At 66.3% G+C, this 24475-nt stretch carries 25 protein-coding genes, 2 tRNA genes and 5 pseudogenes; 8 read left to right on the top strand and 24 right to left on the bottom strand.

Annotation, left to right across the window (positions count from 1 at the left end):
• Positions 1–103: 103 nt before the first annotated feature.
• The 4 genes from NI18_RS00990 to NI18_RS00975 all read right to left on the bottom strand — a co-directional run bounded on the left by NI18_RS00990 (position 104) and on the right by NI18_RS00975 (position 2275).
• Positions 104–1204, bottom strand: a complete 1101-nt coding sequence (locus tag NI18_RS00990) for a site-specific integrase (protein WP_128082010.1) — start codon at positions 1202–1204, stop codon at positions 104–106.
• Positions 1161–1700 (bottom strand): DUF6538 domain-containing protein, encoded by a 540-nt coding sequence (locus NI18_RS25405; RefSeq protein ID WP_347574776.1) that lies wholly within the window; start codon positions 1698–1700, stop codon positions 1161–1163. The genes NI18_RS00990 and NI18_RS25405 overlap by 44 nt, the downstream gene beginning before the upstream one ends.
• A gap of 90 nt (positions 1701–1790) precedes the next feature.
• Positions 1791–1866 (bottom strand) — tRNA-Ala (locus tag NI18_RS00980).
• Positions 1867–1948: 82 nt separating this feature from the next.
• Positions 1949–2275 carry a TIGR02300 family protein gene (locus NI18_RS00975; RefSeq protein ID WP_031395784.1) on the bottom strand — a complete coding sequence of 109 codons (327 nt, stop codon included), beginning with the start codon at positions 2273–2275 and terminating at the stop codon, positions 1949–1951.
• 98 nt (positions 2276–2373) lie between these two features.
• On the opposite strand from NI18_RS00975, the gene aroA reads away from it, so the two are divergent.
• Positions 2374–3720, top strand: coding sequence for a 3-phosphoshikimate 1-carboxyvinyltransferase (gene aroA, locus NI18_RS00970; protein ID WP_031441627.1), 1347 nt, complete (start codon positions 2374–2376; stop codon positions 3718–3720).
• Between the two features lies 1 nt (position 3721).
• Positions 3722–4356 (top strand): annotated as a pseudogene (cmk, locus tag NI18_RS00965) ((d)CMP kinase).
• A 260-nt stretch (positions 4357–4616) separates the two neighbouring features.
• Here cmk and NI18_RS27690 read toward each other — a convergent pair.
• Positions 4617–4868 (bottom strand): annotated as a pseudogene (locus NI18_RS27690) (SemiSWEET family transporter); the annotation flags it as partial.
• Positions 4869–5142: 274 nt separating this feature from the next.
• Between NI18_RS27690 and rpsA the strand changes: the two are divergent.
• The 5 genes and pseudogenes from rpsA (at position 5143) to NI18_RS00935 (ending at position 9302) form a co-directional block, all read left to right on the top strand.
• Positions 5143–6859, top strand: a pseudogene (gene rpsA, locus NI18_RS00955) (30S ribosomal protein S1).
• 128 nt (positions 6860–6987) lie between these two features.
• The gene (locus NI18_RS00950) at positions 6988–7269 is read left to right on the top strand and encodes an integration host factor subunit beta (protein ID WP_031393082.1); all 282 of its coding nucleotides are present in this window, start codon (positions 6988–6990) and stop codon (positions 7267–7269) included.
• A 64-nt stretch (positions 7270–7333) separates the two neighbouring features.
• Positions 7334–7417: transfer RNA gene (locus NI18_RS00945), tRNA-Leu, on the top strand.
• A gap of 149 nt (positions 7418–7566) precedes the next feature.
• On the top strand, positions 7567–8871 hold the full coding sequence (locus tag NI18_RS00940) for an ABC transporter substrate-binding protein (RefSeq protein ID WP_249403298.1): 1305 nt from the start codon (positions 7567–7569) through the stop codon (positions 8869–8871).
• 5 nt (positions 8872–8876) lie between these two features.
• Complete coding sequence (locus NI18_RS00935; protein WP_037527432.1) at positions 8877–9302, top strand: DUF4112 domain-containing protein; 426 nt, start codon at positions 8877–8879, stop codon at positions 9300–9302.
• A 7-nt stretch (positions 9303–9309) separates the two neighbouring features.
• Here NI18_RS00935 and NI18_RS00930 read toward each other — a convergent pair whose 3' ends face one another.
• From NI18_RS00930 to NI18_RS00885, 13 genes and pseudogenes are all read right to left on the bottom strand, one after another.
• Complete coding sequence (locus tag NI18_RS00930; RefSeq protein ID WP_037527474.1) at positions 9310–10029, bottom strand: ribonuclease T; 720 nt, start codon at positions 10027–10029, stop codon at positions 9310–9312.
• 5 nt (positions 10030–10034) lie between these two features.
• Entirely contained in the window at positions 10035–10472 is a 438-nt protein-coding gene (locus NI18_RS21920; protein WP_052148893.1) for a hypothetical protein, read from the bottom strand.
• 65 nt (positions 10473–10537) lie between these two features.
• Positions 10538–11383, bottom strand: coding sequence for a carboxylating nicotinate-nucleotide diphosphorylase (gene nadC, locus NI18_RS00925; protein ID WP_031441621.1), 846 nt, complete (start codon positions 11381–11383; stop codon positions 10538–10540).
• Positions 11380–12384 (bottom strand): quinolinate synthase NadA, encoded by a 1005-nt coding sequence (gene nadA / locus NI18_RS00920; RefSeq protein ID WP_037527429.1) that lies wholly within the window; start codon positions 12382–12384, stop codon positions 11380–11382. The genes nadC and nadA overlap by 4 nt, the downstream gene beginning before the upstream one ends.
• A 14-nt stretch (positions 12385–12398) precedes the next feature.
• Entirely contained in the window at positions 12399–13139 is a 741-nt protein-coding gene (locus tag NI18_RS00915; protein ID WP_042467614.1) for a DUF4230 domain-containing protein, read from the bottom strand.
• Positions 13124–13975, bottom strand: a complete 852-nt coding sequence (locus tag NI18_RS00910; protein ID WP_037527472.1) for an MBL fold metallo-hydrolase — start codon at positions 13973–13975, stop codon at positions 13124–13126. The genes NI18_RS00915 and NI18_RS00910 overlap by 16 nt, the downstream gene beginning before the upstream one ends.
• Before the next feature lie 148 nt (positions 13976–14123).
• Complete coding sequence (locus NI18_RS26150) at positions 14124–14624, bottom strand: hypothetical protein (protein WP_306286148.1); 501 nt, start codon at positions 14622–14624, stop codon at positions 14124–14126.
• The gene (locus tag NI18_RS26145) at positions 14612–15418 is read right to left on the bottom strand and encodes a M56 family metallopeptidase (protein WP_306286147.1); all 807 of its coding nucleotides are present in this window, start codon (positions 15416–15418) and stop codon (positions 14612–14614) included. Before NI18_RS26145 ends, NI18_RS26150 begins: the two co-directional genes overlap by 13 nt.
• A gap of 109 nt (positions 15419–15527) precedes the next feature.
• A pseudogene (locus NI18_RS26140) lies at positions 15528–15755 on the bottom strand (M56 family metallopeptidase); the annotation flags it as partial.
• Positions 15752–16120 carry a BlaI/MecI/CopY family transcriptional regulator gene (locus NI18_RS00900; protein WP_037527427.1) on the bottom strand — a complete coding sequence of 123 codons (369 nt, stop codon included), beginning with the start codon at positions 16118–16120 and terminating at the stop codon, positions 15752–15754. The pseudogene NI18_RS26140 and the gene NI18_RS00900, both read right to left, overlap by 4 nt.
• Positions 16121–16471: 351 nt before the next feature.
• Positions 16472–16798, bottom strand: coding sequence for a Grx4 family monothiol glutaredoxin (grxD, locus tag NI18_RS00895; protein WP_031395260.1), 327 nt, complete (start codon positions 16796–16798; stop codon positions 16472–16474).
• A 10-nt stretch (positions 16799–16808) separates the two neighbouring features.
• Positions 16809–17039 (bottom strand): BolA family transcriptional regulator, encoded by a 231-nt coding sequence (locus NI18_RS00890; protein ID WP_031395261.1) that lies wholly within the window; start codon positions 17037–17039, stop codon positions 16809–16811.
• 4 nt (positions 17040–17043) lie between these two features.
• Complete coding sequence (locus NI18_RS00885; RefSeq protein ID WP_031395262.1) at positions 17044–17367, bottom strand: DUF1476 domain-containing protein; 324 nt, start codon at positions 17365–17367, stop codon at positions 17044–17046.
• A gap of 150 nt (positions 17368–17517) precedes the next feature.
• On the opposite strand from NI18_RS00885, the gene NI18_RS00880 reads away from it, so the two are divergent.
• Entirely contained in the window at positions 17518–17715 is a 198-nt protein-coding gene (locus tag NI18_RS00880) for a hypothetical protein (protein WP_037527422.1), read from the top strand.
• Positions 17716–17739: 24 nt separating this feature from the next.
• Here the strand turns inward: NI18_RS00880 and NI18_RS00875 are convergent.
• The 6 genes and pseudogenes from NI18_RS00875 to NI18_RS00855 all read right to left on the bottom strand — a co-directional run bounded on the left by NI18_RS00875 (position 17740) and on the right by NI18_RS00855 (position 24356).
• Positions 17740–18737, bottom strand: a pseudogene (locus NI18_RS00875) (NADPH:quinone oxidoreductase family protein).
• Positions 18700–19329: a 3-isopropylmalate dehydratase small subunit gene (gene leuD, locus NI18_RS00870; RefSeq protein WP_037527420.1), complete on the bottom strand. Its 630-nt coding sequence runs from the start codon at positions 19327–19329 to the stop codon at positions 18700–18702. Before leuD ends, NI18_RS00875 begins: the two are co-directional and overlap by 38 nt.
• Positions 19326–19451: a hypothetical protein gene (locus tag NI18_RS26135; RefSeq protein WP_261362615.1), complete on the bottom strand. Its 126-nt coding sequence runs from the start codon at positions 19449–19451 to the stop codon at positions 19326–19328. Before NI18_RS26135 ends, leuD begins: the two co-directional genes overlap by 4 nt.
• A complete protein-coding gene (gene leuC, locus NI18_RS00865; RefSeq protein WP_037527419.1) occupies positions 19448–20887 on the bottom strand; it encodes a 3-isopropylmalate dehydratase large subunit in 1440 nt (479 codons plus the stop codon). The genes NI18_RS26135 and leuC overlap by 4 nt, the downstream gene beginning before the upstream one ends.
• Before the next feature lie 125 nt (positions 20888–21012).
• Entirely contained in the window at positions 21013–21945 is a 933-nt protein-coding gene (locus NI18_RS00860) for an FAD-dependent oxidoreductase (RefSeq protein ID WP_037527418.1), read from the bottom strand.
• A gap of 98 nt (positions 21946–22043) precedes the next feature.
• Positions 22044–24356 carry a glycoside hydrolase family 127 protein gene (locus NI18_RS00855; protein ID WP_037527417.1) on the bottom strand — a complete coding sequence of 771 codons (2313 nt, stop codon included), beginning with the start codon at positions 24354–24356 and terminating at the stop codon, positions 22044–22046.
• Positions 24357–24475 lie beyond the last annotated feature (119 nt).

The following is a 24475-nucleotide window of genomic DNA, read 5'->3' as shown; positions in this document are numbered from 1 at the left end:
CCTCGCTAATCGCTTCTTCCAAGGTAGCAAAGCGGTCAGAATTATAGACTTGATCATTAGGCTCAAATATTCGAGTGACTGTGTACCACATTAATTCTCTCCATCAGGTGAAATTATATTTAATTATGATTAACCCCGGCACCCGGTATGTCGCCATAGCTTCCGCCAAACTATGCAGGTCGTATCCGCTGCCGTAATCGTCGGCTACGTCTTTGCCTGCATGGCCCATTAGCTGCCGCTGCACTCCCTCCGCGATCCTGGCCCTACGGATATAATCCTTGAAGGTATGGCGGAAGGAATGGAAAACCTTACGCTTGTCAGTGATACCACAGACCTTGCGGAGATAAGGCCCAAACCACTCTCCCCACTTTGCAGTAAGCCGACCATAGACGTTAGCCTTTAGGTCCGGGAATACCCTGCCCTTTTGATCCGCTAACTTCTCGACATAGGCTATAAACCCGAGCCGCTCTAGATCAGGATGCAATGGAATTAGTCTCTCACTTGCTGCATTCTTAATTCTGTTATCCTGCCCCAGCGCATCGGTAGCCTCAGTGATCTGTAGGAACCAGCCTGACAGCATCTTGCCGTCTTGATCGGGGTATTCCTTACGCTGCACGTCCGACACGCGAAGCTGTCCAATTTCCTCTAGCCGCGCCCCAGTGAACAGACCGAGCAGCGGTAGCCAGTATGCAGCCTCAAGCCTGCCGCCCTTGGGCCGCTCGCCCTTCGCATAGACCGGGCTGGCAAAGATGGCCTGCAAATCAGACAGGGAGAACGGTTGGCGCTGCATCTTGCCGCCGTCAGCAACCTTGACGCTAATGCCCTCAGCTACGTTCGCTGGCGCTAGATCGTTCTGATATGCCCAGCCTATCAGCGTCCGCAGGCGGGATAGCTTCATGTTCGTATTGGCGACTGTCTGCCCCTCAGCGAGCAGCTTGTCTTTGAAGGCCAGCACGTCCTGCCGGGTGATTAGCTCCACCGGCTTGCGCCCAGTCCGCTCATAGAACCACCGCGCTACGGCCTCATGGGTATCCTTGCCCTTGGGAACAACACCGCGTTCCGCAGCCCAGCGATCTAGAATATCCTTGTCGAGATACAGACCGGACCCGGTAGCAGGCTCGCGCTCAGTGGTAGCGGGCTGGCATTCAACGGCTCGATTTTTACCCAGCAATGCGCGGGCATCTTTTACATGCTTCGGCTGCATGGAGAAAAGTAGGGCTTCCCCGTTCCGCCCCCGCCTTCTCCCGTTCATGCAGGACCAGCAAGCGCCCAGCCCTAGCTATCTCAGCCGGGGAAGCATCGGCCTCCTTGCCCTCGCTAAGTGCATCCATGATCGGCCCTAGGGCTTCATGCTCCATATCAGCGGCGAATGATTCGTCAGCGGCATAGTCAGCTTGAGCTTGCTCATGCTCCCAACGCTGGCGCTCCCGCTCGGTCTGAGCAGCGGCCTTGTTAGGCATCGGCTTAGGTTCGGATTTATCCCCGGACTTATCCACAGCTTTATCCCGCTCCGCTTGCTTAAGCAGGGCATGAGCAGCCTTCGTCATGTCGGGTATCACGGCTTTAGCGGCATCACGGTCCTTTAGCCCTAGCGACCGCTTTATCTCCCGCTTGCCAGCCATGAAGGGGCGCAGGTCCGCAGGTATGCCCATGCGGAAATAATAGACCCCGTTGGGTGCTCTGTGGAGGTATGAACACATAGGCTTTCGTCCTCGTACCTTTGTACTAGACGCCTGTAAAAGTCCTATGTTTCCCAGTGGTTTACCGTGATTTCAACGGCTTAACGAGAATGGTGGAGCCGAGGGGGATCGAACCCCTGACCTTTCGCATGCCATGCGAACGCTCTCCCAGCTGAGCTACGGCCCCATTCCCGTTGGGAGGCGGCTCACTAACCGGAGCCGCCCGGGTTGGCAAGCGGCGTAAACGCCGCCTGCCAAATTTCTTTATCTCAACGCTCGTGCTCGTCCTGCGGCGTCTCGACGCCAAGGTCGTCGTCGCCGCCCAGATCGACTTCGTCGTCCGCGGACGGCTCTTCGTCCTCGCCGGTGATCGAGGCGATATCCTCTTCCTCGTCACCCTCGAGATCCGCATCGGGCTTCTTGGTGTCGGGCTTGGCGACCTCGAACGGCAGCGGCTGCTTCGACTTCAGGATCGGCTCGGGCTCCCACGCATACCCGCATTCGATGCAGGTGACGGGGTCGGCCTTTTCGAGGTCGTAGAAACGCGTCGCGCATTTCGGACACGAACGCTTCGTGCCCCATTCCGGCTTGATCATGCCGATAGAACCTTTCGAATGGATAGATTGTGGGGGATGCCCCCGCAAAGTGGGCGCGCCTTGCCATAGCGCAAGGCCACTGTCAAAAGCCCGGCCCCATGACACACCCCCTCCCCCAACCGCTGGACGTCGTCGCGCGCGGTCCGTTGACCGGTTCGATCGCGGTCCCCGGTGACAAGTCGATCAGCCACCGCGCGCTGATGTTCGCGAGCCTCGCGGTCGGGACCAGCCGGATCACCGGCCTGCTGGAGGGCGAGGACGTGCTCGCCACCGCGGCGGCGATGCGCGCGATGGGCGCGACGATCGAGCGGCAGGACGACGGCATCTGGGTCGTCGACGGCGTCGGTGTCGGCGGGCTGCTCCAGCCCGAGACCGCGCTGGAGATGGGCAATTCGGGCACCTCGACGCGGCTGCTGATGGGGCTGGTGTCGAGCCACCCGATCACCTGCACCTTCACCGGTGACGCCTCGCTGTCGGGACGACCGATGGGCCGCGTGATCGAGCCGCTGTCGCAGATGGGCGCGGACATCACCGCGTCGCCCGGCGGCAAGCTGCCGCTGATGGTGCGCGGGATCTGCCCCGCGGTGCCGATCACCTACACGTTGCCGGTCGCGTCGGCGCAGGTGAAGTCGGCGATCCTGCTGGCGGGGCTCAACACGCCCGGCATCACCACGGTGATCGAGCCGGTCGCGACGCGCGATCACAGCGAGCGGATGCTGACCGGGTTCGGCGCGCAGCTGACCGTCGAGGAAACGGACCAAGGCCGCGTGATCTCGATCACCGGCGAGGCGGAGCTGACCCCGCAGGATATCGTCGTGCCGGGCGATCCGTCGTCCTCAGCCTTCTGGCTGGTCGCGGCGTCGATCGTGCCGGGGTCGGACATCGTCGTGCGCAATGTCGGGCTGAACCCGACACGGATCGGCATCGTCACGGCGCTGCGCATGATGGGCGCGGACATCACCGAGCTCGATCCGCGGACCGTCGGCGGCGAGCCCGTCGCCGACCTGCGCGTCCGCCATGCCGCGCTGACCGCGATCGAGGTGCCGGCCGATCTCGCGCCGAGCATGATCGACGAATATCCGGTGCTGTTCGTCGCCGCGGCGTTTGCGTCCGGCACGACCGTCGCCAGGGGCGCGCACGAGCTGCGGGTGAAGGAATCGGACCGGATCACGACGATGCGGATCGCGCTCGAGGCGTGCGGCGTGACGTGCGAGGAATTCGAAGACGGCATGGCGATCACGGGTTCGGGCGGGGCGGCGATTCGCGGTGGCGCTCGGGTCGCCTCGAAACTCGATCATCGCATCGCAATGAGCATGGTGGTGGCTGGACTTGGCAGCGCCGAGCCCATCACGATCGACGACATATCGCCGGTGGCGACGAGCTATCCCGTGTTCTTCCGGTCGCTCGACGAATTAACGGGTCGGGCGACCGGCCAGGGGAATTAAGATGATCATCGCAGTCGACGGTCCGGCGGCATCGGGCAAGGGCACGATCGCGCGCGCCTGGCGAAGCATTACGGCCTCCCCTATCTCGATACCGGCTTGCTCTACCGCGCGGTCGCGCTGAACGTGGCGCGGATGGGGCTGGACCCCGAACAGGAAGCCGATGCGGTTGCCGCATGCGACTTCGACGATGCGGTGATGACGGACCCGGCGCTGCGCGACGACGATGTCGGGGCGATGGCCTCGATCGTGTCCGCACATCCGCTGGTCCGCGCGGCGCTGATGCAGCGGCAGAAGCGGTTTGCCGCGCAGGCGGGTGGCGCAATTCTCGACGGGCGCGATATCGGCACGGTGATCGCGCCGGATGCGGATGCCAAGCTGTTCGTGAAGGCGACCCCCAATATCCGCGCGCAGCGGCGCCATGCTGAATTGCAGGCACGTGGCGGGACGGCGAGCAAGGACCGCGTGCTGGCGGACATCCGGGCGCGGGATGCGCGCGACAGCGGGCGCTCGATCGCACCGCTGGTGATGGCGCCGGACGCGGCGCTGCTCGATACGAGCTTCCTGTCGATCGAAGCGTCGGTGCAGCGCGCGGTGGCGCTGGTCGAGGCGCAGCGGGCGAAGAAGGCTGCGGGTTAAGTCTTTCGCTTCCCGCTTAGAGCAACACCACCCCGCGTAGGCCGGGGCCCAGTTGGAAAGGTCGCAGTAACGGAGCGCTGCCCTTAGTCAGCGACGTCTCCCAACTGGGCCCCGGCCTTCGCCGGGGGTGGTGGTTGGGGGAAGTGCGGTAAACCAACAGCGTTTCCCCGCGAAGGCGGGGACCCAGACTGGGCTCCCGCCTTCGCGGGAGACCAAGGGGGCGGAGAGCCGGCACTCGTTCCGAAGCCGCCCCCCTTACACGCCGTCGCCAGCGTGATCGCGCCCAGCACCACCCCCGGGAAGTTCGCCACCGCGATCGGCCAGTCGCGCTTCGGCTTCAGCACGCCATACGCGACCCACAGCCCGCAATTGACCATCGTCGCGAACGGCTGGACCACCGATCCCTTCTGACCGGCCAGGTTCAGCATGATCTGGTCGATATACGACAGGTACATCACGATTGCCGTCGCCGTGGCGATCCAGCCCAGCACGAGAATGCCGCGTTCGCTCAATCTTCGCTCCTGTTGTAAGCCGCCCCTAACGCTGCAGCGGCGAACTTGCTCCGAGACGGGGTTTCCGCTACACAGGAGCGTCCGGCGAGCGATGCTCGTGGAGGAAGGCGCGGAGACCTCTGAGTCTCACGCGCCGTTTTCGCATTCAGCGTCTACGTCCTCTGCGCCTCGTGCCGTCCGGATGCCGTGCCGGCGTTCGGTCGTCGCGGCAACGAAGGCCAAGACCAGCGGATCCAACCGCTTGGCCGGAAACAGACTAGGATTACTGAATTCTATGGCAACCCAGGTAATGCCGTCGCGCGACGATTTCGCCGCGATGCTGAACGAGACGCTCGGCGACGCCGACAGCTTCGAGGGCCGCGTGGTGCATGGCACCGTGACCGGCATCGAGAACGACATGGCCGTCATCGACGTCGGTCTGAAGTCGGAAGGCCGCGTGCCGCTTCGCGAATTCGCAGCGCCGGGCCAGAAGGCTGACCTGAAGGTCGGCGACGAAGTCGAAGTCTATGTCGACCGCGTCGAGAACGTCCATGGCGAAGCGATGCTCAGCCGCGACCGTGCGCGCCGCGAAGCCGCATGGGACAAGCTGGAAACCGAATTCTCGAAGACGACCCGCGTCGAGGGCGTGATCTTCGGCCGCGTGAAGGGTGGCTTCACCGTCGACCTGAACGGCGCCGTCGCGTTCCTGCCGGGCTCGCAGGTCGACATCCGCCCCGTGCGCGACGTCACCCCGCTGATGGACATCCCCCAGCCGTTCCAGATCCTGAAGATGGACCGCAAGCGCGGCAACATCGTCGTGTCGCGTCGCGCCGTTCTCGAAGAGACGCGCGCAGAGCAGCGTTCGGGCCTGATCCTCAGCCTCGCCGAGGGCCAGATCATCGACGGCGTCGTCAAGAACATCACCGATTACGGTGCGTTCGTTGACCTCGGCGGCATCGATGGCCTGCTGCACGTCACCGATCTCAGCTACAAGCGCGTCGGTCACCCGAGCGAAGTCCTGAACATCGGCGACACCGTCAAGGTGCAGATCATCCGCATCAACAAGGACACCCAGCGCATCAGCCTCGGCATGAAGCAGCTGGAGAGCGATCCCTGGGATGGCGCGATGGTCAAGTATCCGGTCGGCGCCAAGCTCACCGGCCGCGTCACGAACATCACCGAGTATGGTGCGTTCGTCGAGCTGGAAGCGGGCATCGAAGGCCTTGTCCACGTGTCGGAAATGTCCTGGACCAAGAAGAACGTCCATCCCGGCAAGATCGTGTCGACCTCGCAGGAAGTCGACGTCATGGTCCTCGAAGTCGATTCCGAGAAGCGTCGCATCTCGCTCGGCCTCAAGCAGGCTCAGGCCAATCCGTGGGAGGCCTTCGCGGCCGCGCATCCGATCGGCTCGACCGTTGAGGGCGAAGTCAAGAACGCGACCGAATTCGGTCTGTTCATCGGCCTCGACAACGACGTCGACGGCATGGTCCACATGTCCGACATCGCCTGGGGCGTTTCGGGCGAGGACGCGCTCAACCTGCATCGCAGGGTGAGACCGTCGAGGCGTCGTGCTCGACATCGACGCCGAGAAGGAGCGTATCTCGCTCGGCATGAAGCAGCTCGAGCGCGGCGGGCCTTCGGCCGGCGGCATCGCAGCAGCAGGCGACAAGCTGAACAAGAACGCGATCGTCACGGTCACCGTTCTCGAAGTCCGCGACGCGGGCCTCGAAGTTCAGCAGGGCGACGATGGCGCGACCGGCTTCATCAAGCGCACGGATCTGGGTCGCGATCGCGACGAGCAGCGTCCGGAGCGTTTCCAGGTCGGCCAGAAGTTCGACGCGATGGTGACGGGCTTCGATCGTTCGAAGAAGCCGACCTTCTCGATCAAGGCGATGCAGATCTCCGAAGAGAAGCAGGCTGTCGCTCAGTATGGTTCGTCGGATTCCGGCGCGACCCTCGGCAACATCCTGGGCGAGGCTCTCAAGGCCCGCACGGAAGCCGAAAAGAAGTAAGCGAATTGGGACCGGGATGCTCGATGCATTTCGGTCCCTTTTGCTTTTGGCTTGAAACTCATTTGGTGCTATCGCCCCAATTACTGACCTAAATCAGTATTATCACATATGGGCGGGGGCTCGTTACCATGATCAGATCTGAGCTTGTTCAAAAACTGACCGATGCGCATCCGGACCTGGAGCCGCGCGAGGTCGAATTGATCGTCTCGTGTTTCTTCGACGAGATCTCGAAGCGCCTGGCCGCCGACGGCCGGGTCGAACTGCGCGGCTTCGGCGCATTTTCCACGCGCGCGCGCGATGCGCGGACCGGACGCAATCCCCGGACCGGCGAAGTCGTCGCTGTCGACGCCAAGCGCGTCCCCTATTTCAAGCCCGGCAAGGAAATGCGCTCGCGTCTTAACGTCGATTGAGCGGCACCTGCGGGTCCAACATGGGTTGACCCTGCGCTCGACCTCGTCTTTCTGACTCCAGTGTGCGGACGTGGCGAAACCGGTAGACGCAGGAGACTTAAAATCTCCCTCCCCTGGAGTGCGGGTTCGAGTCCCGCCGTCCGCACCATCACGCTTGCCTGTGCCGCCGCGCTGCTCTTCGCACCGGCGGCCTGCAACCGGCGCCGCGACTCGGGCGCGGTCGTCGTCAGCGCGATCGGTGGGGTGCCCGCTGCCGCGGATGCCCGCCGAGGCCCGATCGACCTCCCCTCGCGCCTGTTGATCGATTCGACGGCGCAGGGGCTGGTCCGGTTCGATGCTGCCGGCCAGATTGAGCCCGGCCTGGCCGAACGTTGGATCGTCATCGATGATGGCATGAGCTATATTTTCCGCCTGCGCGAAGCCACGTGGAGCGACGGTAGCCGCATCACCGCGGACCAGATTGTCGCGATGCTCAAACGCCAGATCGTGCCGGCATCGCGCAATCCACTCGCCCCCTTTCTCAGCGCGGTCGACGAGATCGTCGTGATGACGCCGCAGGTGATCGAGGTCCGGCTGTCGCGGCCGCGTCCCGACCTGCTCAAGCTGTTCGCTCAGCCCGAACTTGCCCTGCTGCGTCTGCGCCCGCCCGGCGGCAGCGGCCCGTTCCGCATCGCCCAGCCCGGCGCCGCGCCGCTGCTGCGCCCGGTCTATGATCTCAACCGCGCCGACCCCGAAGACCAGCTCGAGATGCAGCCCGAACGTGACGTCCGTCTGATCGGCGAGCGCGCCGCGCGGGCGATCGCGCGGTTTGCGCATCGCGACTCGGACCTGGTCAGCGGCGGCAGCTTCGCCGACTGGCCGCTTCTCGCGACGGCCGATATCGCCCCCGCCGCGATCCGGGTCGACCCCGCGGTCGGGTTGTTCGGGCTCGCGATCGTTTCGCGGACGGGCTTCCTTGCCGAGGCGGCGAACCGCGCCGCGATCTCGCAGGCGATCGATCGCAGCGCGCTGACCGCCGCGATCGCCCCCAATTGGGAGGCGGCCGACCGCATCCTCGCCGAACCGCTCGACTCCGCCGGGCTCCCGCAGGTGCCGTCATGGACGCTGCTGAACCAAGACGAGCGCCGCGCGGGTGCCCGGTTACGGGTCGCGACGTGGCGCGAGCAGGCGCAGAGCGGGCCGATCGCGATGCGGATCGCCCTGCCCGCCGGATCGGGCGCGACCATCCTCTACGCGCATGTCGCCGCCGCCCTGCTCCGGATCGGCATCCTGCCCGAGCGCGTCGCGATCGACGCCCCCGCCGATCTGCGACTGATCGATCTGGTGGCGCCCTATGATAGCGCGCGCTGGTATCTGGCGAACGCCTGCATCGTCTGCAGCGCCCCCGCGCAGGCGGCACTCGACGCCGCGCGTGCGGCACCGACGCTTGCCGAACGCAGCCAGCGGATTGCGGCGGCCGATGCCGCACTGAACGAGGACGTGCCCTTCATTCCGCTCGCACGGCCGCTCCGCTGGTCGCTGGTCGCGACGCGGCTGCAACAATGGCAGCCGAACAGCCGCGCGTGGCACCCGTTGAACAGGCTTCGTCCCGACACCAAGTGAGTCGCATGACCAACAATGCCACTCGCATCGATCCCGCCACGCTGGCCAGCAGCTTCGCGATCGGTCAGGACCCGGCCTCGGTCCGCGCCCGGGTCGAGGCGCTGGAGCGGATTCTCGAACGCGCGTTCATGGTCCCCGGGATCAACCGCTCGATCGGGCTCGATGCGATCGTCGGGCTCATTCCCGTCGTCGGCGACCTGATCGGTGCGCTGATGGGAAGCTGGCTCGTCTGGGAGGCGCGCAACCTCGGCATGTCGAAGTTCCAGCTCGCCCGGATGATGGGCAATGTCGGGTTCGATGCGGCGCTCGGACTGGTGCCGTTCGTCGGCGACGCCGCAGATTTCATGTTCCGATCGAACACGCGCAACCTGCGGATCATTAAGCGTCACCTCGACAAGCACCACCCCTCAACTGTCACGCTGGCCGGCTGAGTACGGGTCAGCCCTCGCCGCGCCAGATCCTGATCGGCGTGCCCTGCGTAACCCCGCCTGCGTGCGCGGGGCAGCGCTTGTAGCGGAAGGCGGTGTCGAGGCAGATCCATAGCTCGTCGAGCCAGCCCTGCTTGGTCGTCGTGACGCGCATCATTGCCGCGTTAAGTCCCGGATTGGCCTTCGCCATCGCCGCCGCAAACTGTCCGGCGGTCAGCGGGCTTCGCGACAGGGTGTCCATGTCGGGATAGCGCAACTTGGCGTAGAGGCTGCTCGACTGGCGGAAATAGCGTGCGGGCTGATAGCCCGGCATGCAGGTCCCGTGCTTGGCCCATTCATGCTGGATCAGCTGCGCCGACGGCGTCGTGCAGAGCTGGCGCTTGATCACTGCCTGCGGGACGATCGCGGTCGCGCGACAATATTGCGGCCAGGTCTTGCCCGCGCCGTCGGGCCACAGGCCGTGGAGCGTGAAGCCGAACCGGTTGCCCGCCCCGCACTGGAACCTGGCGCTCGGCTGGTCGCCTTTCTCGCGGCAATATTGCGGGGCCCAGGTGATGGCGAGCGTATAGCTCGCGATCGGCAGGATCCGCGCGGGTTCGCGCGCGGACGGCAGGTCGGGGCGGACGCGGTCGATGCCGCCCATGGGCGCCGAACAGCTATAGGCCTGCGCCGCGGCAATGCCCGGCGCGGACAGCCCCGCGACGATCATCATGCCCGCGAGTCGGTTCATCCGCGTCATGCCTCGATCTCCTCCTCGGCATCGTCGTCGACGCCGCGGTCCGCGACCTCGTCGAACCAGGCGCGCGCGCGCGGCCGGAACAGCAGGACGATCGGCAGGATCGTCAGCACGAGCTGCGCGATCGTCAGCATCCCGATCAGCCCTGTCGCAAGCACCCCCGTCGCGACCTGCAGCATCACCCCAGCGGCGCCGAGTACCGTCAGCGCGACGAGCAGCCACAGGGCAACCCGGCTACCCCTGCGCGTCGTAAGGATCAGCAGCAGCAGCGACAGTCCGACGCCGAACGCCGTCACCCCTGCCGCCAGTGCAAAGCCGCCCTGCGCAACCGCGGCATCCCAGGTCAGCACGCTGACCGCGATCAGCAGACCGATCGAGGCGAGATACAGCCATTCGGCCAATATAACGGATTTGGGACGCATCTTCACCCTGTTCATTTCGCGATCATGTCGTGGCGGCACGATACCGCGTCTCTACCCACGCGCCAGTCCCCGCGCGCCAATCAAAGCGTCGCGAAATCGAGCCCGATATCGGCGGCGGGCGCGGACTGGGTCAGCCGTCCGACCGAGACATAGGTGACCCCGCTCTCGGCGATCGCGCGGATCGTGTCGAGCGACACGCCGCCCGATGCTTCGGTCGGCACGCGGCCATCGACCAGCGCGACCGCACCGCGGAGAATCTCGGGTGGCATGTTGTCGAGCAGCAGATGCGTTGCCCCCGCCGCCAGCGCGGGCTCGATCTGGTCGACACGGTCGACCTCGACGATGATCTGCGCGATGCCCGCATCCCTCGCCCGACGCACCGCCTCGCCGACGTCGCCGGCGACCGCGACGTGATTGTCCTTGATCATCGCCGCATCCCACAGCCCCATGCGGTGGTTCTGCGCACCGCCCATGCGGGTCGCGTATTTTTCGAGCACGCGCAGCCCGGGGATGGTCTTGCGCGTGTCGAGCAGGATGGCGCCGGTGCCCTGCATCCGATCGACATAGGCCTGCGTCATCGTCGCCACACCCGACAGGTGCTGGACGGTGTTCAGCGCGGACCGCTCGGCGGTCAGCATCGCGCGCGCGCGGCCCTCGATCCGCATCAGCTCGGTACCCGCAGCGACCGCCTGCCCGTCCTCCACGAGATGCTCGATCCGGACCTCGGGATCGAGCGCGCGGAAGAACGCATCGGCGAGGGCGAGGCCTGCGACGGTGATCGCGTCGCGGCTGTCCATCACCCCGGCAAAGCGCGCCTCGGCGGGGATCACCGCCGCAGAGGTGATGTCGCCGATCGTGCCCAGATCCTCGGCCAGCGTCGCAGCGACGAACCTATCGATGTCGAAGCCCGCCAGCGCTGCGCTCACGAACGCGTCCCGCTGGTCTGCGCCGGGCCGAGATCGCCCATCCCGACCGTGCCCGAGGCCATCGCCAGCATCGCATCGAGGCTCTTCTTCGCCTGGAGCCGCAGCCCCTCCTCGATCTCGATCCGCGGCGACAGATCGCGCAGCGCAACGTACAGCTTCTCCATCGTGTTGAGCGCCATGTACGGGCAGATATTGCAGTTACAGTTACCGTCGGCGCCGGGCGCACCGATGAAGCGCTTGTTCGGCAACGCCTTTTCCATCTGGTGGATGATATGCGGCTCGGTCGCGACGATCAGCGTGTCGCCGGGCATCGCGATCGCATAGTCGAGGATGCCGCGCGTCGACCCGATATAATCGGCATGGTCGAGGATGATCGGCGGGCATTCGGGATGTGCGACGATCGGCGCGCCCGGATTGGCGGCCTTGAGCTTGAGCAGCTCGCTTTCGCTGAACGCCTCGTGGACGATGCACACGCCCGGCCACAACAGCATCTCGCGCCCGGTCTTGCGGACCAGATAGCCGCCGAGATTGCGGTCTGGGCCGAAGATGATCTTCTGGTCCGCGGGCAGCTGCGACAGGATCTTCTCGGCCGACGAGGACGTCACGATGATGTCGGACAGCGCCTTCACCTCGGTCGAGCAGTTGATGTACGTCAGCGCGATGTGATCGGGATGCTTGGCGCGGAACGCCGCGAACTGTTCGGGGGGACAGCTGTCCTCGAGGCTGCAGCCGGCATCCATGTCGGGCAGCACGACGATCTTGTCGGGCGACAGGATCTTGGCGGTCTCCGCCATGAACCGCACGCCGCAGAACGCGATGACATCCGCCTCTGTCGCCGCCGCCTTGCGCGACAGGTCGAGGCTGTCGCCGACGAAATCGGCAATGTCCTGCAATTCGGGCTTCTGGTAATAATGCGCGAGGATGATCGCGTTCTTCTCCTTGCGGAGCCGCTCGATCTCGCCGCGAATGTCGATGCCCGCAAAATTCTGGTGGAGTTCCATTGTCGTATCCCGGTTTAGTTGCGGTTCCCTAGCACGTCCTGCAGCGAACGCGACGTGTCCCATCGCTCGGTCGACGCCTGCGCCTCGTCGGCGAAGCGCACGCTGACGGTCGCATCCACTCCCGCCGCGCGCAGCGGCATCGCGAAGCTACGCTCGACCGCACGCCGCGTCGCGTCGCGCGCCAGCCGGATCATCGCGGGCTCGCGCGCCTGGCGGACCAGCTCGATCTGGCCCGCGCGCCGGTTGGCGGTGTCGAGCCGCTTCTCCGCATCGGTCAGCGTCGCCAGCACACCGCCCGAACCATATTCGCGCAGCGCATTGAGGTCGATTTGCGGCCCCTCCACCTCGACCGGCGGCAATCGCACCGCGAGCGTCCGCGTCGCGGCATCCCAGGCGACATCGCGCTGCGACAGCTTGCCGAGGTCGACCTCATAGCGGACCATTCCCGGCATGATCAGCGTCTTCTCGGTGGTGAAACCCAGTTGCGACTGGCGCGACGTCACCACCGCGACGAACCGCGCGGCAAAGGTCGACAGCCGGTTCTGTTCGCGCAGCCCCTCCAAGCTCGCACTCGCGATCGTCGTCGGGTCGGGCGTCAGCCGGCTCTGCACGTACCGCTGCACGCCCCACAGCGCGATCAGCGCGGCCAGCGCGAGCAGCACCAGCACCCCCGCCGCCTTGGCCAGGAACGACCCGACCCCGCCACGCCGCGCAGACTCCGTGCCGCGGCTGTCCTCGTTCACGCCATCCGCCATGCACCATCCCCTTCCGTCTCGCCGACCAGCCCGCGACCGCGCAGATCATACAGATGCGCCAGCACCGATCCCTCGGCGCCCGGCACCAGCCGCGGATCGAGCCCGACATACATGCGCTCGACCAGCGCCGCGACACCCCGCGGCGCCTCGCGCAGCAGACGGAGGATCTGCCCCTCGCGCTGCTTGCGGTGGCCGAGCATCCCGCGCACCAGCCGCTGCGGCCGCTCGATCGCCTCGCCATGCCCTGGATAATAGACACGGTCGTCGCGTCCCAGCAGCCGCTCGAGGCTCGCCATATAGTCGGTCATGTCGCCATCGGGCGGCACGACGACGCTGGTCGACCAGCCCATGACGTGATCGCCCGAGAACAGCGCCCCGCTCTCGCGCAGGGCGAAGGCGAGATGGTTCGACGTGTGGCCCGGCGTTGCGATCGCCTCGAGCGTCCAGCCCGCCGCGCCGACCGTCTCGCCGTCCGCCAGGACGCGATCGGGTGCATAGAGCGCGTCGAACGAACTATTGGCCGCGACACCGGGCGCGAACGCGGCGGCGCCGACGATCGGCGCGCCGGTCGCGGCCTGCAACGGGCGCGTTGCCGGACTATGGTCGCGGTGATGATGCGTGACAACGATCGCGGCAAGAGGGCGGCCATCGATCACGCGCAGCAAGGCATCGAGATGCGCGGGATCGTCGGGCCCGGGATCGGTCACCGCCAGCGCGGTCGTCCCGACGATATGCGTCTGCGTGCCGGTGAAGGTATAGGGCGACGCGTTCGGCGCGAGCACGCGGACGACGAGCGGCTCGAGCTGGATCGGGATGCCGGTCGGATGCTCAGCCATGCCCCCGAAATGGCGGCTGGCGGCGCGCATGGCAAGACCCGAACCCAAGACCCCGCCGCCCGACCCTGTGATACCACCCCGATCCCGTCATCCGGACGAAAGTCAGAGTCCAGGGCCGCAGGCACCGCCCCCTACCCCAGAATGCCGGTCAATCCCGCTTGGCGATGTCCGCCTGGACCTCGGCCAGACCCTCGTCGATGCCGGCAAGCGCCTCGCGGCGTTGCGCAGCGGTCATGTCGGTGTTCTTCTCGATCGAGGCCCGCGCGATCTTCAGACTGGCGAGTGCGGAGGCGTAGGCGCTCGCCTCGATCTCGCGGCTATTGATCGCCGCGGTGGCGGCGTCGGCGGCGGCCTGTTCGATGCGATTGGTGCAGATGACCATCTTGCGCACGCCGCCTTCGGTCCGGTCGATCACATAGTGCTTGCCCGGCCCGTCCTTGCCATCGACGCAGGCGCGTTCGGTCACCTCGGGTACCATCCCCGACGCGACGATCGTGCTGCCCGGCTTCGCACGGATGACCCGCGTGCTGACGGTCTTGCCGTCGCGCGTGACGATCGTCGTGACCTGACGCGCGTCGGCGGGGCGTGCGGTAAGCGGCGCAGCGGGCGCGACAGGCGCCACGGGTGCGACCGGGGTCAAGACTGGCATAGATGGCAGAGGTGGCAGAGGTGGCAGGGGCGCCGCCGGGACGACCGGCGCCACGCGGTCCTCGACACCGGCACGATCGCCGTGGCGGCCTTGGTGCCCGAAGCGGTCAGCGCGAGCCCCGTCGCGACCAGCAGGCCGACCGAGGCCGCCCCCGTCGCGATCCGGCCGCGTGAAATCCGAGAAGTCGTCAACATGCGCAATCTCCCTTTCAGATCGGTGATGGTGTGGAGGTGACACGCGGCCGACACCGCGCCGCCATGCGCCGCCTTGACGATCGCACAGGCATAGATGTGGCGGTCGACCGCGGATCGGCCGGCGAGCACGCGTGCGTCGTTGGCAAGCTCCTGGTCCGCCCGGAACCGACGAAACGCATGCCAGGCGACCGGGTTGAACCAGTGAAGCGCGAGCACGATCAACGCCACCCAGTTGGCGAACAGGTCGCCACGCTGGTGATGGCCAATCTCGTGCGCGAGCGCCAATTCGCACTCGTCCGCGTCATAGCGATCCGCGAAATCACGCGGAAACGCGACGTAGCGGCGGACGAGACCGAAGGCGAGCGGACCCGGCGCCGCCGCGGTGGCGATCACGCGCACCCCGTCGCGGTCGTCGAGCCGGTCCGCGCTGTCGAGCATCTGCCGGCAGAACCGTCGATGCTGAAGCAGATGCCAGACGAGCAGCCCAAGCGCCCCGACCGCCCATGCGGCCCCCAGCGCGCTGCCGAGCCCGCCCCCGAACAGTCCCGCAAGGACCGCGCCGAACGACGGTTCCACCACATCCGGTGTCGCCGCAGCCATCGTTGCCCCCCGTCGTCGCGGCCGTTGCAGCGGGCGCGATCATGTAGACGCTGATCGTCTCGCCAGCGCGCGTAATGGGCGTCGCCGCCGCGTGCCACGTCTCGGGCATCGACGGCAGCACGAGCCGCAACACGGGCAGCGCCCAGAGCGCATAGGCGACCTGCGCCCCGAAGGCGCGGCGCACCGGGGCGCGGACCAGCAGCACGACGAGCATCAGCAGCGTCGATGCGATCAGCGCGTCGCTGGCCCATCCCGCGAGCGCGGCCGTATCGATCGACTGGAGGGCGGCGGCGGGGCCGTCTCCGATCCCCCCGGACAGGATTGGCCCCGCGCTCATGCCTTGAGATCCTTCAGCAACGCCTCGATCTCGGCAATGTCCTGCGCGGTCAGTTCGTCGCGTTCGGCGAGATGCGCGACCAGCGGCGTCAGCCTGCCGCCGAACAGCCGGTCCATCAGCCGCCGCGACTCGCCCGCCACATAGTCACCGCGCTTGACGGTGGGACGATAGAGGTAGCGCCGGCCATCTTCCTCATGCGTGATCGCCGATTTCGCGATCAGTCGCCCGAGCAACGTCTTGACCGTGTTGGCACTCCAGCCGCGCGCCGGGTCGACGCGTTCGGCGACATCCTGCGCGCTGAGCGGGGATTCGTCCCACAGCACTTCCATGACGCTGTGCTCGGCATCACTGATCCGTTCGGCCACGACTCACTCCTCACTGACTACGCTTGTAATCAGCTCGTTTACGGTCGTAGTCAATGTCAGTTTCTTACGGTTTCGCGATCGACGCCGATGACCGTCTGTGTCGGTTTTTTTACGATCAGCGGCCGGCGCTGCGGCCGATTAACCACCGAGAACGGGGAAAGCCCGCAACTCGGGCGAACTGGCACATCGTCTGCACCGTCTCATGCGTTACCGAGCGTTCAGCGCTTATGCAGGGTGGACGGGTCGCTGTCATTCAGGTCTCGCACCGGTCCACCCTCACCCGGCACGCTTCAAGCCCCGACCGCGCGGCGGCCAGATACCCCCGCGCGATCCCAGAGCCTCGTCAAATACTCAGCCTGCCGCCTTCTGCGCGTCCAGGACCTGCTTCAGTTCGCCGCTCTCGTACATCTCCATCATGATGTCCGATCCGCCGAGGAATTCGCCATCGACATAAAGCTGCGGAATGGTAGGCCAGTCCGAATAGGCCTTGATGCCCTGGCGGATGCCCTGGTCCTGCAGCACGTCGACGCTTTCGAACTCGACCTCGAGATGGTTGAGGATCGCGATCGCGCGGCTCGAAAACCCGCATTGCGGGAATAGCGGGCTGCCCTTCATGAAGAGTACCACGGGGTTGGCCTTCACCAGCGCGTCGATGCGCGCGTGCGTGTCGTCAGTCATGTCGTCGTCCTTATGCAATCACGGTGGTCAGTTGCAGCGCATGAAGAACGCCGCCCATGCGGCCTCCCAGCGCGTCGTAAACGCTCTTGTGCTGCTTCACCCGGCTCAGCCCGGCAAAACTCGCGCTGGTCACGCGCGCAGCATAGTGATCACCGTCCCCGGCCAGGTCGGTGATCTCGACCTCGGCATCGGGAATGGCGTCGCGAATCATCGTGCGGATATCGTCGGCGGTCATCGGCATCGGATTACTGGGCCTCCATTAATTGACGACGCGCCTCGATCATTTGCGTCGCCAGCGCACGGCGCACCGTCGCCTCGTCATGGTCAAGACCCGCCGCAGTCATGTCGCCGACCAGCTTGCGGACGACATCGTCGTCGCCCCCGCCTTCGAGATCGGCATGCACCAGGGCTGTCGCATAGGCGTCGCCCTCTTCGCGCGTCAGCCGCATCTCGGCCGCAGCCCATTGCCCCAGCAACCGATTGCGCCGCGCCGTGACACGGAATGCGAGTTCATCGTCACGGGCAAATTTTGCCTCGAAAGATCGCTCGCGATCGTCAAAAGTCGTCATGGCGCACGTGTTCCCTCCGGCGTGTCGAGCTTAGCAGATAGGTAGCGGTCCGCGGCTCCGCAATAATTTGGTGCGGCTCTGGAACAATGCCGGCACATCCATCATCTATAAGACAGTCACGTGACACAGGGCACGGGCATGGAGAGTAGAATGACTGGCCACCATCCAAGGAGCATTTCGCCGCCGTCCGACACCGCCGTATCGCGTCACCCCGCAGCGCCGCCGATCGGTGCCGGTGGTCATGGTCGCGGTCGCTTCCCTTCGATCGCGCATGGCATGGCACTCGGTGCGGCCGCATCCGCGATCCTGTGGATGGCGATCGTCATGACGATCTCGCGCCTGCTCTGAACCGCCACGGCGCGAGAGACATCATCAGCCGAGTTCGACGACCAGCTTCCCGATCGCGGCGCGTGCGGCCATCTTCGCGATCGCCTTGCCACCGTCCTCCAGCGCGAACCGCTCGGTCACCCGCGGCGCGATCTTGCCGTCGCGCCACAGCTCGAACAGAGTTTCGATATGCGCCTGGTTGGCCTTCGGGTCACGGGCAGCGAACGCACCCCAGAACACACCACACACGTCGCAGCTCTTGAGCAACGTCAGGTTGAGCGGCAGCCGCGGGATACCGGCGGGGAAGCCGACGACCAGATACCGTCCCTCCCAGGCGATCGAGCGCAGCGCGGGCTCGGCATAGTCCCCGCCGACCGGATCGTAAATCACGTCGCACCCGCCTTGCCGACGGCTGCCTTGAACTGCTCGGCCAGCGCCTTGGACTGGTCCTTGTCGAACGGCGCGCGTGCATAGACGATCGTCTCGTCGGCACCCGCCGCACGCGCGGCGGCGGCCTTCTCCTCGGACGAGACCGCAGCAACGACCCGCGCACCGAACGCCTTGCCAAGCTCGATCGCCGCAAGCCCGACGCCGCCCGCCGCGCCCAGCACGAGCAACGTCTGCCCCGCTTTCAAATGCCCGCGGTCGAGCAAGGCATGGATCGTCGTGCCATAGGTGAGGATCAGCGAAGCGCCCTCGGCAAAGTCGCGCCCCTCGGGCAGGCGATAGAGCTTGGCCGGGTCGGCGACGACCTTTTCGGACAGCCCGCCATGGCCGAGCATTGCGATCGCCCGGTCGCCGACCGCCCAGCCCTCGACCCCATCACCGACCTCTGCGACGATACCCGCGATTTCGCCGCCGGGTGCAAAGGGGCGTTCGGGCTTGAACTGATATTTGTCCTCGATGATCAGCACGTCTGGAAAGTTGATCGCGCAGGCCTTGACGGCGATCACGACCTGACCCGGCGCGGCGACCGGATCGGGCAGGTCCGACAAGATCAGAGTTTCAGGTCCGCCCGACGCCTTCGACAGCAATGCCCGCATAACCGCTTTCCCTCTCCAGAAAGGGGCGATGTTCGGCCACCGCCTCCTCGAATTTCGAAATCGCGGTATCTCTTGCCAGTGTCAGCCCGACCTCGTCCAGCCCTTCGATCAGGCATTGCCGACGAAACGCGTCGAGTTCGAAGACGAAGCGGTCCTGGAACGGGGTGGTGACGGTCATCGATTCGAGGTCGATCGTCACGCTGTCGGTCCGCGCCACCTCGATCAGCCGGTCGATCGCATCCTGCGGCAGGACGACGGCGATGATGCCGTTCTTGAACGCGTTGCCCGAGAATATGTCCGAGAAGCTCGGCGCGATCACCGCGGCGATGCCCATGTCGGCGAGCGCCCAGGCAGCGTGCTCACGGCTCGACCCACAGCCGAAATTATCGCCCGCGATCAGGATCGGCGCGCCGGCATAGCGCGGATCGTCAAACACATTGTCCGGCTGAGCACGGACCGTCTCGAACGCGCCGCGCCCCAGCCCCGTCCGCGTGATCGTCTTCAGCCAGTGCGCGGGGATGATCACGTCGGTATCGACGTTCTTCGCCCCCCAGGGATAGGCGTGCCCCGAAACCGTCGAAACAGGCTTCATCGCGGGCCGGTCTCGGCGGGGGCAACACGTCCGGTACCCGGCAGCGTCCGCGCTGCCGCCATATAGGCTGCAACGCCACTCATCACCGCGCCGGCCATCAACAGCATCATCACACGCTTCATAACTCATGTCCCATCAGGTCGCGCACGTCGCTCAGCCGGCCCGTGACCGCGGCCGCGGCCGCCATCGCGGGCGAGACGAGATGCGTGCGCGCACCCGGCCCCTGCCGCCCGACGAAATTGCGGTTGCTCGTCGAGGCGCAACGCTCGCCCGGCGGCACCTTGTCGGGGTTCATCGCCAGGCACATCGAGCAGCCAGGCTCGCGCCATTCGAAGCCTGCGCCGGTGAAGATCCGGTCGAGCCCCTCGGCCTCGGCCTGACGCTTCACAAGGCCGGATCCGGGGACCACCAGCGCGCGGACACCGTCGGCGACCCGCCGACCGTTCGCGATCGCCGCAGCCGCGCGCAGATCCTCGATCCGGCTGTTCGTGCAGCTGCCGATGAAGACATGCTGAATCGCGACGTCCTGCATCGCGGTACCCGGCGTCAGCCCCATATAGTCGAGCGACTTGCGCGCCGCCGCCTGCTTGGCGGGGTCGGCAAAGCTCATCGGGTCGGGGACATGACCGGTGATCGGCACGACGTCCTCGGGACTAGTGCCCCAGGTCAGGCCCGGCGCGATATCGCTCGCCTGCAGCACGACCGTCTTGTCATAGGTCGCCGCCGCATCGCTCGGCAGCGTGCGCCACCAGGCCAGCGCACGCTCCCAGGATTCGCCGCTCGGTGCCATCGGCCGGCCCTTGATATAGGCGAACGTCGTCTCGTCCGGCGCGACGAGGCCGGCCCGCGCACCCGCCTCGATCGACATGTTCGCGACCGTCAGCCGCCCCTCGATCGACATCGCGCGGATCACGTCGCCGGTATATTCGATCACGTGACCGGTCCCGCCCGCGGCACCGAGCCGCCCGACGATCGCGAGGATCACGTCCTTGGGGCTGACGCCGAAGCCCAGCGTGCCGTCGACGCGGACCTCCATCGTCTTCGACTGGCTCAGCAACAGCGTCTGCGTGGCGAGCACATGCTCGACCTCGCTGGTGCCGATCCCGAAGGCGAGCGCGCCGAGCGCACCATGCGCCGAGGTGTGGCTGTCGCCGCAGACCAGCGTCGAGCCGGGCAGCGTGAAGCCGAGTTCCGGCCCGACGACATGCACGATCCCCTGCTGCACCGCGGTCGCGTCGATATAGTCGATCCCGAACTCGGTCGTGTTGCGACGCAGCGCGTCGAGCTGCTGCGCGCTTTCGGGATCGGCGATCGGCAGCGGCACGCCCGCGGCGTCGACGCGTGCGGTCGTCGGTAGATTGTGATCGGGCACCGCCAGCGTAAGATCGGGCCGCCGCACCCGCCGTCCGGCGACGCGCAGGCCTTCGAACGCCTGTGGGCTGGTCACCTCGTGAACAAGGTGGCGATCGATATAGATCAAGCAGGTGCCATCGTCGCGCCGTTCGACGACGTGCGATGCCCAGATCTTTTCGTAGAGGGTCTGCGGACGGGTGGCCATGCGGCCCCGTTAACCGATAATGCCTGCCGCGCAAAGGTTCGCGGCAATTTTCATGCGCCGGACCATGACCGGATCGCGTCGATGCGTGGTCCGCGTGACGAACCTCGCGGCGCTGGGATCCGTCGTTACGCGTCTGCCAGCATCTGCTCGGCAAGGCGTCGGCCGGATAGCCAGCCGCTCTCGATCCGCGGCGCCAGCAGCCAGTCGCCCGCCGCCCCGATCCCCTCGCCCGCATTCCAAAGGCAGCCGGACTCGCCCGCCGCGGCGCGGGCATAGCGCCAACGATGACCGACACGGACGATCGGCACGGGCAGCGCGTCGGCACACTGCGCGGCGAGCGCCGCCTGCAGCTGATCGACCACCGTCTCCGCCGCGTCTTCCAGATGATCGCGGGACCAGTCTGGCGTCGCCTGGACGACCCAGGCCTCCGGACCATCGCGTCCGGGTTTCGCGCTGTTGCGCGCGGCCCAGCCGATGATGCCGCGATCCTTCAGCACATCGTCGGGAATCGATAGCGGCGTCTCGAACGCGAACATCGCCGTCCAGCACGGCGCAGACCGGCTGTCCGTCGCGACGCGCGCCATCGCCGCGTCATGCGGTGCGAGGAGCGCCGCCGCCTGTTCCGCAGGGATCGCGACGACGACGCTGTCGAACAGCGCCGCGTCGCCGGGATCGAGCTGCCACCCCGCGGCCGTCTTGCGCAGCGCGGTGACCTGGGTGTTCCAGCGCACGTCCGTCTGCGCCGCAAGATGCCCGACGATCGCGTTCATCCCCGGCGTCCCGACCCAGGCATCGGGCCCCGCCGCGGGCCAGCGCGCGACGACGCCCGCCGCCGCCCAGCCCTGCATCGCCGCCACGAAATCCGGGTCGCGCATCGTCAGATATTGCGCGCCATGGTCGAACGCGATCATGCCGCCGGGCGTCTCGATCCGCCGCGTCGCCATCCGACCACCCGCCCCGCGTCCCTTGTCGAACAGTGTCACCTCGCAGCCGTCCTGCTGGAGTCGCAGCGCACAGCTCAGGCCCGCAATTCCTGCACCAATGATCGCAACCTTCATGACGTCTCCGATCGACGATCCGCGGGACGGCGCGATACCGCTCCCGGGCCTAACCGACCAGCCTGAAATCCCCCGGGGCCTATCGACCGGCGTATCGGTCAGATCGTCTCGGATCGCATCGTCCGCACCGTATAGACCTCGACCCCCTGCCATGTGTCGGACTCGAAGCGGACGCGGATTTTCGACTTGCCGCGCGTGGTTTCGGGCGGCAGCGTATAGGTCCGGACGTTGCGGGCGGCGGTGACGTCACCCGTGAGCCGCTCGCGCGCCAACGGCATACCGTCGACCGAGATCCGAAAATCCTTGTTGCGCTGTCCGCCGCCATATTCGACCTGCAGCGTCAGCGGCCCCGGCGCGACCGCCAGGTCGAATTCGAAATATCCGATGTTCACGTTGCGGCTACGGTCGGCGACATGCGACACCGCCGCAGAGTTGCCGCTGTCGGCGAACGCGTGGTCGACCTCGGGCTGCTGCTCGCCCAGTCGGATGACATCGACCGTCCGCGCGGCCAGCGCCGCCCGCTCCTGCGACGCACGCGCCCAGGCGAGCTGCGCAGTCGGCCACTCGGCGGTGCCGAACCGGCGGAAATAGACCGCGGTGCGGTTGTCATGCTGCGCAAAAAACGGTCGCAGCGTCAGGTCGCCCGGCTTGCCCTGCCCGCCCAGTCGATACCGGTGCAACCCGCCTGCCGCCGCCAGCACAGGTTCCGCCCGGTCGGTGACGAGCGCGGGGTCCGGCCCGTCGGACCGACGGTCCCCCGCGCCCATATCGGCCGCAAGGACCAGCGGGCCGCTGAGGAACGCGATCAGCCTGGGATCGTCGGGCATCGATTCGACGCGCACCGGCATGGGCAGCGACAAGGCAATCTGATCGCCCGCCTTCAGCCCGGTCAGCAGCAGATACGCGCCGTCGCGCACGCCGGCCGTTCTGCCGTTCACCTGCAACAGCGGCGCTGCGCACCAGCCGGGCACGCGGAGCGCCAGCGTCCGCGGCGCTGTCCTGACGGCGATCCGCACCGTGTCGCCGAGCGGGAATTGCGTATCGATGTCGAGCTTCGCCTCGGGGGCATCCAGCGTGGAGGCATAATAGAGGTTGATCGCAACCGCATCGCCGCGCTTCCAGTAGATGCTCTCGCCGTGCTTCGAATGGCTCTCCATGCCCGACCCGACACAGCACCAGAAATCCTCGGTCGGGCTCGAATGCACACGCCCCATGCCCGGCGCCAGCGCGGTGAAATAGGTGAACATCCCCGTGTCGGGGTGCTGCTGGCTCATGATGTGGTTGAGATGCGCGCGCTCGTAAAAGTCGAAATAGCGCGCATCGCCGGTCCAGCCATAGAGATGCCGGGTCAGGCGCAGCATGTTGTAGCTGTTGCACGCCTCGCACGTCTGCTGGTCGAGCCGCTGGGCAAGCTTGCGCGGCTCGCCGAAATGCTCGTGGTCCGAATTCCCGCCGATGACATAGCTGTGGTCGCGCGTCACGATCGTCCAGAACGACCGGGCGACCCTGGCATGATCGGTATCGCCGGTCAGCTCATGCAGCCGCGCCTCCCCCACGATCTTCGGGATCTGGGTGTTGGCGTGATGCCCCGCGAGGTCGTCGCGCGCGTCCCTGAGCGGGTCGACGATCGCGTGATGCCGCAGCCGTTCGGCCAGCGTCAGCCAGCGGCGATTGCCGGTTCGCGTGTACAGCTCGGCATAGGATTCGGTCAGCCCGCCATGTTCGGTCCGCAGGATGTCCTGCACCTGGACGTCGTTCAGTCCTTCCAGGATCGTGCCGAGATAGGTCCCAAGCCTGATCGCCACGGCCAGACCCTCTGCAAGCCCGGCATGCCGGTGCGCGTCGAGCACGCCCGCCATGACCTTGTGATAGGTGTACAGCGGCACCCATCCTTCGTTCAGGCTGAACCCGGTCGACCGGATCTCCCGCTTGCGCAGTTCCTCGTACACGACCTTGCCATCGACGGTCTTGCCGTCGCGCTCGACGGTCGTCCCGCCGGCATAGCCATCGCCCTGCTTCCGCTGGATCGCCTTGAGTTCGGCGACGATATAGGCCGCGCGGTCACGGAATTGCTGGTCCCCCGTCTGCGCATAGATCAGGGACAGTGCGCTGAGATAATGACCGAGCGAATGCCCGGCGATCCCGCGTGACTCCCATCCGCCATAGACTTCGCCCTTGGTCGGCAACCCTGCCCCGGCATGGAAATTGTGCAGCAGACGGTTCGCATCGAGCGACAGCAGATAGCGCTGGTTCGCCTGCACCGACGTCAGAAAGATCGACGGCCGCAACCGCACCTGCGACAGCGGAAACGGGGTCGCCGCCGAGGGTGCACCCGCCGCCGCCAGGGCGAATGGCGGCACCGCCCCCAGCGCAATCCCTGCGCCTAGCGCACCGCGACGCGTCCAACCCATGTCACTCTCCCAGCCACGTCTTCAGACACAGGCTATCGGCTTCACTTGTCGGAGTAAATCCCGGGACTGACATGAGCTTCCGGTGTGATCGCGACCACCACTGCGCCGTGATCCAGACC

The organism is Sphingomonas sp. Ant20 (assembly GCF_000783375.1).
Taxonomy (GTDB): Bacteria; Pseudomonadota; Alphaproteobacteria; order Sphingomonadales; family Sphingomonadaceae; genus Sphingomonas; species Sphingomonas aerolata.
Note: the sequence above shows the minus strand (reverse complement) of the source record. Positions and strands in the feature narration are given on the sequence as shown.